Origin of the sequence: Paenibacillus humicus NBRC 102415, assembly GCF_004000905.1 — a bacterium.
Lineage (GTDB): Bacteria > Bacillota > Bacilli > Paenibacillales > Paenibacillaceae > Paenibacillus_O > Paenibacillus_O humicus.
In genome coordinates, this window is sequence record NZ_BIMD01000026.1 from 1 (window position 1) to 14,322 (window position 14,322).

The 14,322-nt window shown below is 59.9% G+C and carries 13 protein-coding genes; all 13 read left to right on the top strand.

Translation table 11 applies throughout. From position 1 onward, the window contains the following. A partial coding sequence (gene infB, locus PHU01S_RS15650) for a translation initiation factor IF-2 (protein WP_127508398.1) occupies positions 1–1,930 on the top strand: 1,930 nt, incomplete at its 5' end. Between the two features lie 14 nt (positions 1,931–1,944). Further along, on the top strand, positions 1,945–2,301 hold the full coding sequence (rbfA, locus tag PHU01S_RS15655) for a 30S ribosome-binding factor RbfA (RefSeq protein ID WP_048745314.1): 357 nt from the start codon (positions 1,945–1,947) through the stop codon (positions 2,299–2,301). A gap of 41 nt (positions 2,302–2,342) precedes the next feature. Next, positions 2,343–3,281: a DHH family phosphoesterase gene (locus tag PHU01S_RS15660; RefSeq protein WP_246029251.1), complete on the top strand. Its 939-nt coding sequence runs from the start codon at positions 2,343–2,345 to the stop codon at positions 3,279–3,281. Continuing rightward, positions 3,281–4,198 (top strand): tRNA pseudouridine(55) synthase TruB, encoded by a 918-nt coding sequence (truB, locus tag PHU01S_RS15665; RefSeq protein WP_049867530.1) that lies wholly within the window; start codon positions 3,281–3,283, stop codon positions 4,196–4,198. The genes PHU01S_RS15660 and truB overlap by 1 nt, the downstream gene beginning before the upstream one ends. 91 nt (positions 4,199–4,289) lie before the next feature. Continuing rightward, complete coding sequence (locus PHU01S_RS15670) at positions 4,290–5,261, top strand: bifunctional riboflavin kinase/FAD synthetase (RefSeq protein ID WP_127508401.1); 972 nt, start codon at positions 4,290–4,292, stop codon at positions 5,259–5,261. A gap of 189 nt (positions 5,262–5,450) precedes the next feature. Continuing rightward, the gene (gene rpsO / locus PHU01S_RS15675) at positions 5,451–5,720 is read left to right on the top strand and encodes a 30S ribosomal protein S15 (RefSeq protein ID WP_021878678.1); all 270 of its coding nucleotides are present in this window, start codon (positions 5,451–5,453) and stop codon (positions 5,718–5,720) included. A 198-nt stretch (positions 5,721–5,918) separates the two neighbouring features. Then, positions 5,919–8,018 carry a polyribonucleotide nucleotidyltransferase gene (gene pnp, locus PHU01S_RS15680; RefSeq protein ID WP_048748594.1) on the top strand — a complete coding sequence of 700 codons (2,100 nt, stop codon included), beginning with the start codon at positions 5,919–5,921 and terminating at the stop codon, positions 8,016–8,018. A 190-nt stretch (positions 8,019–8,208) separates the two neighbouring features. After that, positions 8,209–9,192 (top strand): polysaccharide deacetylase family protein, encoded by a 984-nt coding sequence (locus PHU01S_RS15685; RefSeq protein ID WP_048748595.1) that lies wholly within the window; start codon positions 8,209–8,211, stop codon positions 9,190–9,192. Between the two features lie 39 nt (positions 9,193–9,231). Next, positions 9,232–10,497 (top strand): M16 family metallopeptidase, encoded by a 1,266-nt coding sequence (locus PHU01S_RS15690; RefSeq protein WP_021878674.1) that lies wholly within the window; start codon positions 9,232–9,234, stop codon positions 10,495–10,497. Then, a complete protein-coding gene (dut, locus tag PHU01S_RS15695; RefSeq protein WP_021878673.1) occupies positions 10,478–10,921 on the top strand; it encodes a dUTP diphosphatase in 444 nt (147 codons plus the stop codon). Before PHU01S_RS15690 ends, dut begins: the two co-directional genes overlap by 20 nt. Before the next feature lie 352 nt (positions 10,922–11,273). Further along, entirely contained in the window at positions 11,274–12,170 is an 897-nt protein-coding gene (dpsA, locus tag PHU01S_RS15700; RefSeq protein WP_048748596.1) for a dipicolinate synthase subunit DpsA, read from the top strand. Beyond that, a complete protein-coding gene (locus PHU01S_RS15705; protein ID WP_049867528.1) occupies positions 12,170–12,757 on the top strand; it encodes a dipicolinate synthase subunit B in 588 nt (195 codons plus the stop codon). Before dpsA ends, PHU01S_RS15705 begins: the two co-directional genes overlap by 1 nt. 313 nt (positions 12,758–13,070) lie before the next feature. After that, positions 13,071–14,288 (top strand): aspartate kinase, encoded by a 1,218-nt coding sequence (gene dapG, locus PHU01S_RS15710; RefSeq protein WP_048748598.1) that lies wholly within the window; start codon positions 13,071–13,073, stop codon positions 14,286–14,288. Positions 14,289–14,322 lie beyond the last annotated feature (34 nt).

Below are 14,322 nucleotides of genomic sequence, written 5' to 3' on the forward strand. Positions count from 1 at the left end.
CGGAGCCGGACGCACAGGCGGTCCCGGCGGCAACAACAACCGCAGAGGCGGCGGCAAGCCCGGCCAAGGCGCGGGCGGTCGCTTCGACGATCGCGGCGGCAGCTACAAGAGCCGCGGCAGAGGCGGCAAAGGCGGCCGCGGCGGCCAGCAGCCTCAACGCGAGAAAATCGACAATACGCCGAAGAAAATCATCGTCCGCGGCAGCATGACCGTCGGCGACCTCGCCAAGCTGCTCCACAAGGACGCTTCCGAAGTCATCAAGAAGCTCATTTTCCTTGGCGTCATGGCGACGATCAATCAGGAACTGGATATCGAGACGATCCAGCTCGTCGCATCCGAGTTCAAAGTGGAGGAAGTCGAAATCAAGATTCCGGTCGAGGAAGACGATTTCGAGACGGTCGAAGAGAAGGACGAGGAAGAGAATCTCATCGCCCGCGCTCCGGTCGTGACCATCATGGGCCACGTCGACCACGGCAAAACGACGCTTCTGGACGCAATCCGCTCCACGAACGTGACCGGCGGCGAAGCCGGCGGCATCACGCAGCATATCGGCGCGTACCAGGTCGAAATCAACAATAAGAAAATTACGTTCCTCGATACTCCGGGCCACGCCGCGTTCACGATGATGCGCGCCCGCGGAGCCGAAGTGACGGACATCACGATCATCGTCGTGGCGGCCGATGACGGCGTCATGCCGCAGACGGTCGAAGCGATCAACCACGCCAAAGCGGCGAATGTCCCGATCATCGTGGCGGTCAACAAGATCGACAAGCCGGATGCGAATCCGGATACGATCAAGCAGGAGCTGACCAAATACGAGCTCGTACCGGAAGAGTGGGGCGGAGACACGATCTTCGTCAACATTTCCGCCAAGCAGCGCATCAATCTCGAAGAGCTGCTGGAAATGATCCTGCTCGTGGCCGAGGTCAACGACTACAAGGCCAACCCGAACAAACGCGCCCGCGGCACCGTGCTTGAGGCCGAGCTCGACAAGGGCAAAGGCCCGGTAGCCCGCGTGCTCGTGCAGCACGGGACGCTGAAGATCGGCGATGCATTCGTAGCCGGCAATACGTTCGGCCGCGTGCGCGCCATGATCAACGACAAGGGACGCCGCCTCAAGGAAGCCGATCCTTCGACTCCGGTCGAGATTACGGGCCTGACGGAAGTTCCGCAAGCCGGCGATCCGTTCATGGTGTTCGAGGACGAGCGCAAAGCCCGCGACATCGCGGAACGCCGTTCGATCAAGCAGCGCCAGTCGGAAATGGGAGCGAATTCCCGCGTTACGCTGGACGATCTCTACAAGCACATTACGGAAGGCGAGATCAAGGACCTCAACGTCATCATCAAAGCCGACGTTCAAGGCTCCCTGGAAGCTCTCCGCGGCTCGCTCGAGAAGATCGAAGTGGAAGGCGTCCGCGTGAAGAGCATCCACAACGGCGTCGGCGCGATTACGGAATCCGACATCACGCTGGCATCGGCCTCCAACGCCATCGTCATCGGCTTCAACGTCCGTCCTGAGACTCAGGCCGCCGTGGCTGCCGAGCAGGAGAAGGTCGACGTCCGCCTGCACAACATCATCTACAACGTCATCGAAGAAATCGAGCAGGCCATGAAGGGCATGCTGGATCCGGTCTTCAAGGAAGTCGTCATCGGCCACGCCGAAGTGCGCAACCTGTTCAAGGTGAGCAAGGTCGGCACGATCGCAGGCTGCATGGTCATCGACGGCAAGATTTCCCGTTCGGCTGAAGCCCGCATCGTCCGCAGCGGCATCGTCGTATACCAAGGCAAAATCGACACGCTCAAGCGCTTCAAGGATGATGTGAAGGATGTCGCTCAAGGCTACGAGTGCGGCATTACAGTCGAGCGCTTCAATGATCTTCAAGAGGGCGACGTTATCGAAGCCTTCGTGCAGGAAAAGGTAGAACGTTAAAGAGGTGATTCACCATGGCTAAGATCCGCGTAGGCCGGGTGGGGGAACAGATCAAGAAGGAGCTCAGCCAGATCATCCAGGCTGAGCTCAAGGATCCCCGCATCGGTTTCATCACGGTGACCGGCGTCGAAGTCACGAACGACATGTCCCAGGCGAGAGTGTACCTGAGCGTGCTCGGAAGCGACGATCAAAAGGAAGAAACATTGAAGGCGCTCGCGCGCGGCACCGGATTCATCCGTTCGGAGCTCGGCAAGCGAATCCGTCTGCGCCATACGCCGGAGCTGCTCTTCAAATTCGACAGCAGCATCGAGTACGGCAGCCGCATTGAGTCTCTGCTCACGGACATCAACCGTGACAACGGAGGCCAATGACCGGGGCGGGGCAGGATCTATACGAAGCTGCTCTGCAGTTCATGAACGAGGGAGACGACTACTTGGTTGTCTCCCATGTTCAGCCTGACGGGGATGCGGTGAGCTCCACGCTTGCTGCGGCCTGGCTGCTCGGCAAGCTGGGCAAGAAGGCTGTCTTGGCCAATGAAGACCTCGTGCCGGACAGGCTACGCTTCATGGCCGGCTCGGAAGGCATTCTCCGCTATGGAGAAAACCAAGGGCGGAAGTTCAAGCGGATCATTGCCGTCGACTGCGCCGATTTCAAACGGATCGGACGAATTGCGGAATGGTTCGAAGACGGGTACGAGCTGCTCAATATCGATCATCATCCTACTAATAACGGATACGGAGCCGTCAATCTCGTCGTTCCCGATGCCGCGGCCACGGCACAGATTCTGTACGGGCTCGTCCGGACCGCTTGCATGCCTCTGGAGCAGCCGGCGGCGGAAATGCTCTACACCGGATTGCTTACGGATACGGGAGGCTTCCGGTATTCCAATACAGATACCAGGGTCATGCAGGCAGCATCGGAGCTTCTTGAAGCCGGGGCGGGCGGCCATGCCATCGCCGATCGGCTGCTGGAACGCATGTCGCTGCCTCAGCTGAAGCTGCTTCGGCTAGGGCTGAACCGGATGGAATTTCATTATGGCGACCGCGTCTGCACGATGCATATCTCGCCCGAAGACATGCAGGAGACAGGCGCTGCGCCGGAGGATCTGGAGGGCCTTGTCAATTATGCCCGCAATGTCGAAGGCGTAGAGGCTGGCATCCTGTTCAAAGGCTTGCGCGACGGAAGCGTCAAGGCAAGCCTGCGCTCCGGAGGCACGCTTGATGTGGCGGCAATCGCTTCCCGCTTCGGCGGAGGCGGCCATATCCGGGCGGCCGGCTGCCGCATTGACGGCCCGATAGAGGAAGCGATGAGCTCCCTGTTGGCCGTCATAAGGGAGGAACTGAAAGACTGATGGATGGAATTTTGGCAATCTGGAAGCCTGCCGGCTGGACGTCCCACGACGTGGTGGCCAAATGCCGCAGGCTGCTCCGGACCAAACGCATCGGCCACGCGGGCACGCTGGATCCTATGGTGACCGGCGTGCTTCCTTTATGCGTCGGCCAAGCGACACGCGTGGTTGAATACATGCAGGAGCTGCCCAAAGCCTACGAGGCCGTCCTGCAGCTCGGCATTTCTACGGATACGCTCGACTTGACCGGCGAGATTCTGGAGCAAGTGGACTCAGTCGCATTGAGCGAGCAGGATATAAGGCAAGCCCTGATGTCCTTCCTGGGCGAAATCATGCAGCTGCCGCCGATGTATTCGGCCGTGAAGGTTGACGGCAAGCGGCTCTATGAATTGGCGCGGGAAGGCAAGACGGCGGAGCGCAAGCCCCGTCAAGCCACGATTCATTCGCTTGATGTGCTGTCCATGGATTTGGACAGGCCGCATCCGCTCGTCCGGTTCCGGGTCGTCTGTTCCAAAGGGACGTACATTCGCACGCTGTGCGAAGATATCGGCAGCAAGCTCGGGGTGCCTGCCGCCATGGCGGAGCTCAAGCGCACGCTGTCGGCGGGCTTTTCGGAAGAGGATTGCCTGACGCTTGAACAAGCCCAGCTGTTGATGGAGCAGGGGACGCTGGAGCAGCGCCTGCTTCCTGCGGAAGCGGCGCTTGCCCACATGCCGCGCTCCAGCGCCGCCCCGCCGGCTATGCGCCAAGCTCTGCAAGGCCGCCGGATTCCGGTCGAGTGGCTGGACGAGCGTCCTGCGGAAGGAAGCCAATTCCGGCTTTATGGCCAGGACGGCTCCTTTGCCGGCGTGTTTGAAATTACGGAAGACGGAAGCATGGTGAAGCCGGTGAAGGTGTTCGCCCGGCCCGATTCGGAATAGCGGATCGCCATGCGGGCCGCAGAGCCGGGATCCGGGATTTCTCTGGAACCGGGGCTGCAGGCTTCCTGAAGATTAAAAGGAATGCGGGTGAATGGAAGTGGAGATTTACGAACTGAGCTACCCGATCAACGGCAGCAATGAACCGGCGTTTTCCCCGGCGCCGTGCTGCCTGGCTATCGGGCATTTTGACGGCGTCCATCTCGGGCACCGCCATGTGATCGACCGTGCTGTCGAAGAGGCCCGCCGATCGGGAACCCGCGCCGCGGTGATGACGTTCCACCCGCATCCCCGCGAAGTGCTCGGCATCGGCAGCGGCTTCGCCGAATGCCTGACGCCGCTCGACGCGAAGCTGGAGCTGTTCCGGGAAGCAGGGGCGGATGCCGTCTTCATCATGCAATTCGACCCTGCCTTTGCCGCCATCAGTCCCGAGATGTTCGCTAGGGAGGTGCTGGTGCCGCTCGGCGTCAGCCATGCCGTCGTCGGCTTCGACTTCACGTTCGGAAGCCGCGGCGCAGGAACCCCGCACATGCTGGCTGAGCTGGGAAGCGGAAGCTTCACGGTCGATATTGTTCCGGCCGCACAGAGGGACGGGCTCAAAGTCAGCAGCACCTATGTGCGGGAAGCGCTGGAGGACGGCCGCGTCGATCTCGCGGCCGAGCTGCTGGGAAGGCCTTACCGGGTCAGCGGCATCGTCGTGCACGGTGATGCCAGGGGAAGGCTGCTCGGCTTCCCCACGGCCAACCTGAGTCCGGACCAGCCTTACGTCCTGCCTCGGCTTGGCGTCTATGCGGTCAAGGTCAGGATTCCTTCTCCCCTAGGGGGGGAGCCTGCTGTCCATGATGCGGTGCTGAACCACGGAATGAAGCCTACGTTCAACAAGGACAAGATCGTCCCCGTTCTTGAAGCCCATCTGCTTGATTTCGAGGGAGATCTGTACGGGAACAGGCTGGAGATCGACTTCGTTCATTTCCTGCGAACGGAACAGAAGTTCTCGGGAATCGACGAGCTCGTCTCCCAGCTTGGCCGAGACAAGGCTCGCGCCAGGGAATTGCTGGAGGACTGAGCGGCGCTGCGGAAGAGCTTCCGAGCGGCAGGCGTTTACTTTGTTACCCGTAGATGCTATACTGTTTAATGTTGTCCGGAATTGCTCCGGCCATCACGGCCTTGGCTTGGCCTGTCCGCTCTCACCGGCGGCGGCGAGGCTGACGGCGGCTACTCAAGCAACCTATTACGTAATTGGAGGTGAACTAGGATGGCACTTACGCAAGAACGCAAGCAAGAGCTCATCGAAGAGCACAAGACGCATGCAAGCGACACCGGCTCTCCTGAAGTTCAGGTCGCAATCCTTACTCAGAACATCGTGAACCTTACGGATCACCTGCGGACGCACAAGAAAGATCATCACTCGCGCCGCGGTCTTCTGAAAATGGTCGGTCAGCGCCGCAAGCTGCTGGCATACCTGAAAAACAAGGATGTTAGACGTTACAGCGCTCTGATCGAGAAGCTCGGTCTTCGCCGCTAAGAAGCTGTTGAAGAAGCAACCTGGTTGTCCAGCTGTCCGGGATTCCCGGAAGGGCTGCAGCCCGGTTGCTTTTTATAATCAATTCGACAAGTGTATTTTTACATATCCGGACAAGGCTTCAGGAGAAGGTCGGGCGTCCGCGCCGGGCAGGATAACCCGAGGCTGCGCCGAATATTTTTCTAGATTAGGAGGGATATCATGCACCAGGTTCAAATGACACTGGGGGGTCGCCAGCTGACCCTCGAAAGCGGCCGCCTGGCCAAGCAGGCCAATGCTGCCGTTACGGTACGATATGGCGATACCGTCGTCCTCTGTACCGTTACCGCTTCTTCGGGTCCGAAGGATCTGGACTTCTTCCCGCTTACGGTCAACTATGAGGAGCGCCTCTACGCCGTGGGCAAGATTCCTGGAGGCTTCATCAAGCGCGAAGGACGCCCGAGCGAGAAGGCTATCCTTTCGAGCCGCTTGACCGACCGTCCGATCCGTCCGCTGTTCCCGGAAGGGTTCCGCAACGATGTTCAAGTGCTGAACCTCGTCATGAGCGTGGATCAGGATTGCCCGCCTGAAATTGCCGCGATGATCGGCACAGGCGCTGCGCTGAGCATTTCCGACGTTCCGTTCAACGGACCGATCGGAGGCGTCATCGTAGGCCGAGTGGACGGCAAGTTCATCATCAACCCGACGGTCGAGCAGGAAGAAGCCAGCGATCTCAAACTCGTTGTTTCCGGCACGAAAGACGCCATCATGATGGTGGAAGCCGAAGCCAACGAGCTGACGGAGGAAGTCATGCTGGAAGCGATCATGTTCGGCCATGAAGAAATCAAGAACATCGTGGCTACGATCGACGAGCTGACGGCTCAATGCGGCAAGGAAAAGATGGAGGTTGTTCTCCATACCGTCGATTCCGAAGTCAACGACGCTGTCCGGGCGTTCGCTTCCGCACGTCTGATCGAAGCGATCCGCATCGAGGAAAAGCATGCCCGCCAGGAAGCGATCGATCTCGCGAACAGCGAAGCGGTCGCCCACTTCCAGGAAGTCTATGCGGAAACTCCGGAGCTCATGGGCGACGTAAAGGAAACGCTGTACGACATCGTCAAGGAAGAAGTGCGCCGCCTCATTACGCATGACAAGATTCGTCCGGACGGACGCGGACTCGACGAGATCCGTCCCATCGACTGCGACGTATCGGTGCTGCCCCGCACGCACGGCACAGGCCTTTTCACGCGCGGCCAGACGCAGGCGCTCAGCGTCTGCACCCTGGGAGCGCTCGGCGATGTCCAGATTCTCGACGGCATCAGCCCGGAGACGACCAAGCGCTTCATGCATCATTACAACTTCCCGCCGTTCAGCGTCGGCGAAGCACGCCCTCTGCGCGCGCCTGGACGCCGCGAGATCGGACACGGAGCCCTCGGCGAACGCGCCCTTTCCAAGGTTCTTCCTTCGGAAGCCGATTTCCCGTACACGATCCGCCTCGTATCCGAGGTGCTGGAATCCAACGGCTCCACTTCGCAAGCGAGCATCTGCGCCAGCTCCCTGGCCATGATGGACGCAGGCGTACCGATCAAGGCGCCGGTAGCCGGCGTGGCGATGGGGCTGATCAAGGACGGAGAGCATTTCTCCATCCTGACGGACATTCAAGGCATGGAAGATCATCTCGGGGACATGGACTTCAAGGTCGCCGGCACCGCTGAAGGCGTAACGGCCATCCAGATGGACATCAAGATCGACGGCATCGACCGCGCGATTCTGACCCAGGCTCTGGAGCAGGCCCGCGTAGGCCGCATGCATATCCTGGACAAGATGAACGCCACGATGAGCAAGCCGCGCGAGAGCCTGTCGGCATACGCGCCTAAGATCATGACGCTGCGCATCAATCCGGACAAGATCCGCGATGTCATCGGCGCAGGCGGCAAGATCATCAACAAGATCATCGAGGAGACGGGAGTCAAAATCGATATCGAGCAGGACGGCATGGTCTACATCGCTTCTTCCAACGAAGAGATGAACAAGCGCGCCCGCGCCATCATCGAAGGCATCGTCAAGGAAGTCGTCGTCGGCGAAATCTACACCGGCACGGTGAAGCGCGTCGAGAAGTTCGGGGCGTTCGTGGAGATTCTCCCGAACAAGGACGGATTGGTCCACATTTCCCAGCTGTCGACGGAGAGGGTAGCCAAGACGGAAGACGCCGTCAACATCGGCGACGTCATCACCGTCAAAGTCACGGAGATCGACCAGCAGGGACGCATCAATCTGTCCCGCAAAGCGGTGCTTACGGCCGAGGCTCCTTCCCAAGCCTGATTCCGGCTGGAATTGCAGCCCGTCGAAAACTCAGAGCCAGAGACACTCTCTGGTTCTTTTTTATTTGCCTGCGCGGCCATGTCCGTACGCCTTTTGTTCTTGGGAACATTCCCCGACCCGCGGAGTCCAAGCCGCATAAATTGTCCCTCTTATTCATAGGAATCATGGAGAAGAGTGGAGGGATGTAGCGATGAAACTGCGGCAATGGGGCTTGTCCGCCGCCTTCGGCGCAGCCGTCGTCCTGCTTGCGGTCAGTTATGGCGGCGCCGGAGGGTACGTTCAGGCGATCAAAAGCGGTGAAATCCGGTCGGCCATGCTGCTGACAGACAACGAAGAGGCGCTGCGGACGGAAATCAAGCAGGAGGCGGAAAAGCGCTATATCCCGCCGGTGGATGCCAAGGTCGACCGTTGGTTCCGGGCGATACCGGGCTATGACGGGCGCGAAGTCGATATCGAGGCCACCTACCGGCAAGCGAAGCTTCGTCCCGATGCCCCTGTTCAATATGTGTACAAGGCGGTCAAGCCGAAGGTAAGCGTGGAGGACTATCCGCTGGAGCCGGTCTATCGGGGCAATCCCGCGAAGCCGACGGCCTCGTTCATGATCAATGTCGCGTGGGGCAATGAATATTTGGAGCCGATGCTGGCGACTCTCGACCGGTACGGAGTCAAGGCGACCTTTTTCCTGGATGGATCCTGGCTGAAAAAATATCCGGAGGAAGCGCGTAAAATCCAGGCGGCAGGCCACGAGATTTCCAATCATGCCTACTCTCATCCCGATATGAGCAAGCTCGGAATGGAGCAGCAGACGTCGCAGATCACGCGCACCGAGCAGCTGCTCAAGGATACGCTCGGCGCAAGCAACCGGCTGTTCGCCCCGCCATCGGGTAGCTACAACGCCTCGACGATCAAAGCCGCGCGCGCGCAAGGACTGAGGACGGTCATGTGGACGCTGGATACGGTGGATTGGCGCAAGCCTTCGCCGGGCTCGGTCGTCGACAAGATCGCACGAGGCATCGGGCCGGGATCGCTTATTCTGATGCATCCGACCGCAAGCTCGAGAGATGCGCTCGAAGGCATGATCAAGGCGGCAAAACGCAAAGGACTGCTGCTTGTGCCCGTCAGCGAAACGATTTCGGAGGAGCGGATCGAGGCTCCGGTTGAGGCCAAACCTTAATTTTGTTATGATGATAATCAAACTCAAGGAGGAGATCCGGTGAATATATATAGACTCAGCAACGGTCTGCGCGTTGTCGCGGAACCGATTCCCACCTGCCGTTCCGTATCGTTCGGCATTTGGGTCAAGACGGGATCCCGCAGCGAAACGCCGTCCAACAACGGTATCTCCCATTTTATCGAGCATATGCTCTTCAAAGGCACGGATACACGCAGCGCCAAGGATATCGCCGACCTGTTCGACGGCATCGGGGGCAATGTGAATGCGTTCACGGCAAAGGAATATACATGCTATTTCGCCAAGGTGCTCGACCAGCATCTGCCGCTTGCGGTCGATGCTCTCGCGGACATGTTCTTCAACTCCAGGTTCGACGAGGAAGAACTGGCGAAGGAAAAGAACGTCATCTTCGAAGAGATCGCCATGTACGAGGACACGCCGGACGACAAGGTCCATGACGAGGCTTCCCGGGCTTCCTACGGGGACCATCCGCTCGCTTATTCCATCTTGGGTTCCGAAGAGCGGCTGACTTCCATGGGGCCGGCCGACCTGCGCGGGTATATGAAGGAACAATATACGCTGGAGAACACGGTCATCAGCGTCGCGGGCAACATCGAGGAAAAGGGGCTGCTGGAGCTTCTGGAGGCCAAGTTCGGCAGCTTCTCCGACAGCGGGCTTGGACGGAGCCTGGAGGCTCCCGAGTTCAAGGGAGAGTACTTGTTCCGCCCGAAAAAAACGGAGCAGAACCATATCTGTCTCACGTTCCCGGGCTGTTCCATTTCCGACGACAACCTGTACGCGATGATCCTGCTCAACAACGCCCTCGGCGGCGGCATGAGCTCCCGGCTGTTCCAGGAAATCCGCGAGAAGCGGGGACTCGCCTATTCGGTCTATTCCTACCATACCTCCTATGCCGATTCGGGACTGTTCACCGTCTACGCCGGAACGGCTCCGCGCCAGACCGCGGATGTGCTTGACCTGACGATGGAGCTGCTCGGCGACGTCTCGGCCAAGGGCCTCACCGATGCGGAGCTGACGAGGGGCAAGGAGCAGCTCAAGGGAAGTCTGATCCTCAGCCTGGAAAGCACGAGCAGCCGGATGAACCGCAATGGCAAAAACGAGCTCATGCTCGGCCGCCACTATACGCTCGACGAGATGATCGAGCGGATCGAAGCGGTCAAAATGGAAGATATCCGCGCCGTGACGGCTTCGATGCTGAAGGTTCCGTTCGCCGTGGCTATGGTCGGCTCCGAAGAAGGGCCGGCCGCCAAGCTGAGGAGGGACCAATTTGTTTCCGGTGCAGTTTAAGCGTCTTCCCGGCAACGAGGATGTGCCTCTGCCGCTGCGGATGTCGGAAGCGGCGGCAGGCTTCGACCTGCATGCCTCTGTAGCGGATCCGTTGCTGCTTCAGCCAGGAGAGCGCGCGCTTGTTCCGACCGGCTTCGCCATGGCGATGCCGGAAACGCTGGAGGCCCAGATCCGGCCTCGGAGCGGGCTTGCGTACAAGCATGGCATTACGGTGCTTAATTCTCCGGGAACGATCGATGCCGACTACCGCGGAGAAGTGAAGGTGCTTCTGGTCAACCTGGGCCAGCAGCCGTTCACGATCAACAGGGGCGAGCGGATCGCCCAGATGGTATTCCAGGCCGTTGCGGCCGTATCCGTCTCCGAGGTCGAAGAGCTGAGCGAGACGGTTCGCGGGGCCGGGGGATTCGGACATACGGGCGTATGAAGCCGTTGTCCTAGATTTCTCATCCCGACTAAAAGGCTGTCCGGCGCCACCCATGGGGGTGGCGCCGGACAGCCTTTTGCATGTACCGGACCTCAATTTTCTCGGGCAGTCCGACCTGCCGTCCTTGCCTATGTGTCCGCTCGGGAGGAGGCGGCCGGGCACCGGGAAGGAAAGCCCGATTCCGCAGTAACCCTCGTATGCGCCGCGGCATACCATGGTCTAGACGCACGAAAGCGGCTGGAGCGGAGGCGGGGGAGCCTTTCCCAAGCTTGAGTGAGTGCAGCGGCATGGGCCGGTGCAGCCGGCCATGTGCCGCTTAAGGGCGATCAAGGTGAGAGGAAGTGACGCCAGCATGCTGACCGGCGTTCAGGTGCTGCTGATCGGCGGCGACGCAAGGCAGCTAGAGGTCATCCGCAGGCTGTCGGAACTGGATGCAGCCGTTACGGTGTCCGGATTTGACGGACTCCGAACCCTTCCGGACGGAACCGTGGACAATGAGCTTCGCGACGAGCTGTTCGACAAGGCAGACGCCATTCTTCTGCCTGCTGTAGGGACGGACGACAACGGCATTATACCCGCTGCTTTCAGCAATTCCGAACTGCGCCTGACGGATGCGCAGCTTGCGCGTGTCCCAGACCATTGCAAGGTCTATGCCGGCATGGCGAGGCCTTATTTGAAGTCGTTGTGCGCCAGCCGCGGAATCGAGCTTGTGGAGCTGTTCGAGCGGGACGACGTGGCGATATCGAATTCGATTCCGACGGCGGAAGGCGCCGTCAAAATGGCTATTGAGAATACGGACATCACCATTCACGGCTCCTCGTGCATGGTGCTCGGCCTCGGGCGGACGGGACTTACGCTTATCCGTACCCTTCAGGGCCTGGGCGCCCGGGTGCTTGCAGGAGTGCACCGTCCCGAGCATTTCGCAAGAGCGCAGGAAATGGGCGCAAAGCCTTTCTACACAAGGGATTTGCTCGATCACGCAGCCAATATCGACTTGCTTTTTAACACAATTCCAACTATGATAGTCACAGCGCAAATGATTGCTAGAATGCCCTCCCGCGCCGTTATTATCGACCTGGCCTCCAAGCCCGGCGGTACGGATTTCCGCTTTGCGGAGAAGCGCGGACTGAAGGCGATTCTTGCTCCCGGATTGCCGGGAATCGTTGCCCCTGTGACTGCCGGCCGAATCATAGCTGATTGTGTCACTCAGCTGATTATGGAAGACATCAGCGCGCGGGGGAATGAATGATGAACTGGAACGGACTAACGGTCGGTTATGCCCTGTCGGGCTCTCACTGCACGTTCGCGGAAGTCATGCCTCAGATTCAACGCTTCGTCGATGCCGGCGCCAACGTCGTGCCGATCGTCACGCAGAGCCTGATGACGACGGACACCCGCTTCGGTACAGCCCAGGAGTGGAAGAGCAAGCTGCTCGAGATTACCGGCAATGAGATCATCTCGACGATCGTCCAGGCCGAGCCGCTCGGGCCTTCCAAGCGGATCGACGTGCTGCTGATCGCTCCATGCACGGGCAATACGACGAGCAAGCTTGCGAACGCTCTGACCGACAGCGCCGTCCTGATGGCGGCCAAGGCGCAGATGCGCAACGGCAGGCCGGTCGTCATCGGAATCTCGACCAACGACGGCCTTGGGCTGAACATGGCGAACATCGCGAAGCTGATGGCGGCGAAGAGCATCTACTTCGTGCCGTTCGGCCAGGATGATCCGGTGAACAAGCCGAATTCGCTCGTCGCCAAGATGGACCTTGCCATGGAAGCATGCGAGCATGCCTTGCAAGGCAAGCAGATGCAGCCCGTCCTCATCGAGAGAAGTTAGGCATGGCGCCTTTGGAGACCGATGGAGACATCGCGGCTGCGGCGAGTGCATAAGGTTGCTAATAAGCCAGACCGTGCCGGCTCCTCCATGGAGGAGCCGGTTTCAACAAAGACAGGTGCGGAGAACCGGCTTTCAAGACAGCCGGCCGGGAATTCTCCAGCCGTTATGCGGCGCGGAACAAGAGAACGCCAGCCGGCAGCATGCTGCCGCTGGCGGCTTTTCTATGATTCAGCCATAAAGGGTTTCAACTGCATGCTATCAGGGAGAGGAGCGGCTTCAAGGAAGAAGCCGCTTCAGCGAAGGGATGTCATCCATGGGGGTACGGGTTTTAAAATTCGGCGGCACTTCGGTGGCGACCAAGCAGACCAGGGAGCTGGTCGTCCGTCATATCCAGCGCGAGCTGGGCGAAGGCCATCGTCTAGTCGTAGTCGTATCGGCGATGGGGCGCAGCGGGGATCCGTATGCGACGGATACGCTGCTGTCTCTCGCCAGTGAAGAGGGCGGAGAGATTCCGGCTCGCGAACGGGATCTGCTCATGGGCTGCGGAGAAATCATTTCGGCCGTCGTCTTGAGCACGGCTCTGGCATCCAGGGGAATTCCCTGCGTCGCCTTGACGGGCGGCCAAGCCGGAGTCGTGACCGGCAGCCAGTTCGGCGAAGCCCGCATCGAGGAAATCCGCACCGACCGCATGATCGGGCATCTGGACCGGGGAGAAGTGGTCATTGTGACCGGCTTCCAGGGACAGAACGGACAGGGAGACCTGACGACGCTCGGCCGCGGAGGAAGCGATACGTCCGCCACGGCGCTCGGGGCGGCGCTGCATGCCGAGATCGTCGATATTTATACCGACGTGAACGGGATTCTGACCGCAGATCCAAGAATTGTAAAAGACGCGAAGCCGCTTACCGTAGTCGGTTACGCCGAGATATGCAACATGGCGCGCCAAGGGGCCAAGGTGATCCATCCCCGGGCGGTCGAGATCGCCCAGCAGGCCAGAATTCCGCTCCGTGTCCGCTCAACATTCTCGGATGACGAGGGGACGCTCGTGACGGATATGCCGACGGCTCTGAGCATCGCGTCGCCGCTGCGCGACCGCCACGTGACGGGAATCGCTCATGTCCAGGGCGTCACGCAGATATCCGTCCGGACGGTTGAAGGCATAGCGGATATGCAGCTCCAGGTGTTCCAATCGATGGCCCGCAGCGGGATCAGCGTCGACTTCATCAACGTGACGCCCGCCGGAGCTCTCTATACGGTATTCGACCGTGACGCCGACAAGGCGGTCCAAGTTCTGCAAGGGCTCGGCTTCGAGCCGCAGACGGTGAACGGCTGCGCCAAGGTGTCCGTCATCGGCGGCGGAATGAACGGCGTTCCCGGCGTCATGGCGCGCATCGTCGAGGCGCTGACGGAGCAAGGCATTCCGATTCTCCAGTCGGCGGATTCCAATACGACGATCTGGGTGCTCGTCCGGGAGGAGCATATGGGCAACGCCTTGCGCGCCCTGCATGCGAAGTTCGAGCTTCATTTATAGGATAGAGTTGGGCGGGCGGGCGGCATCCGCCTGC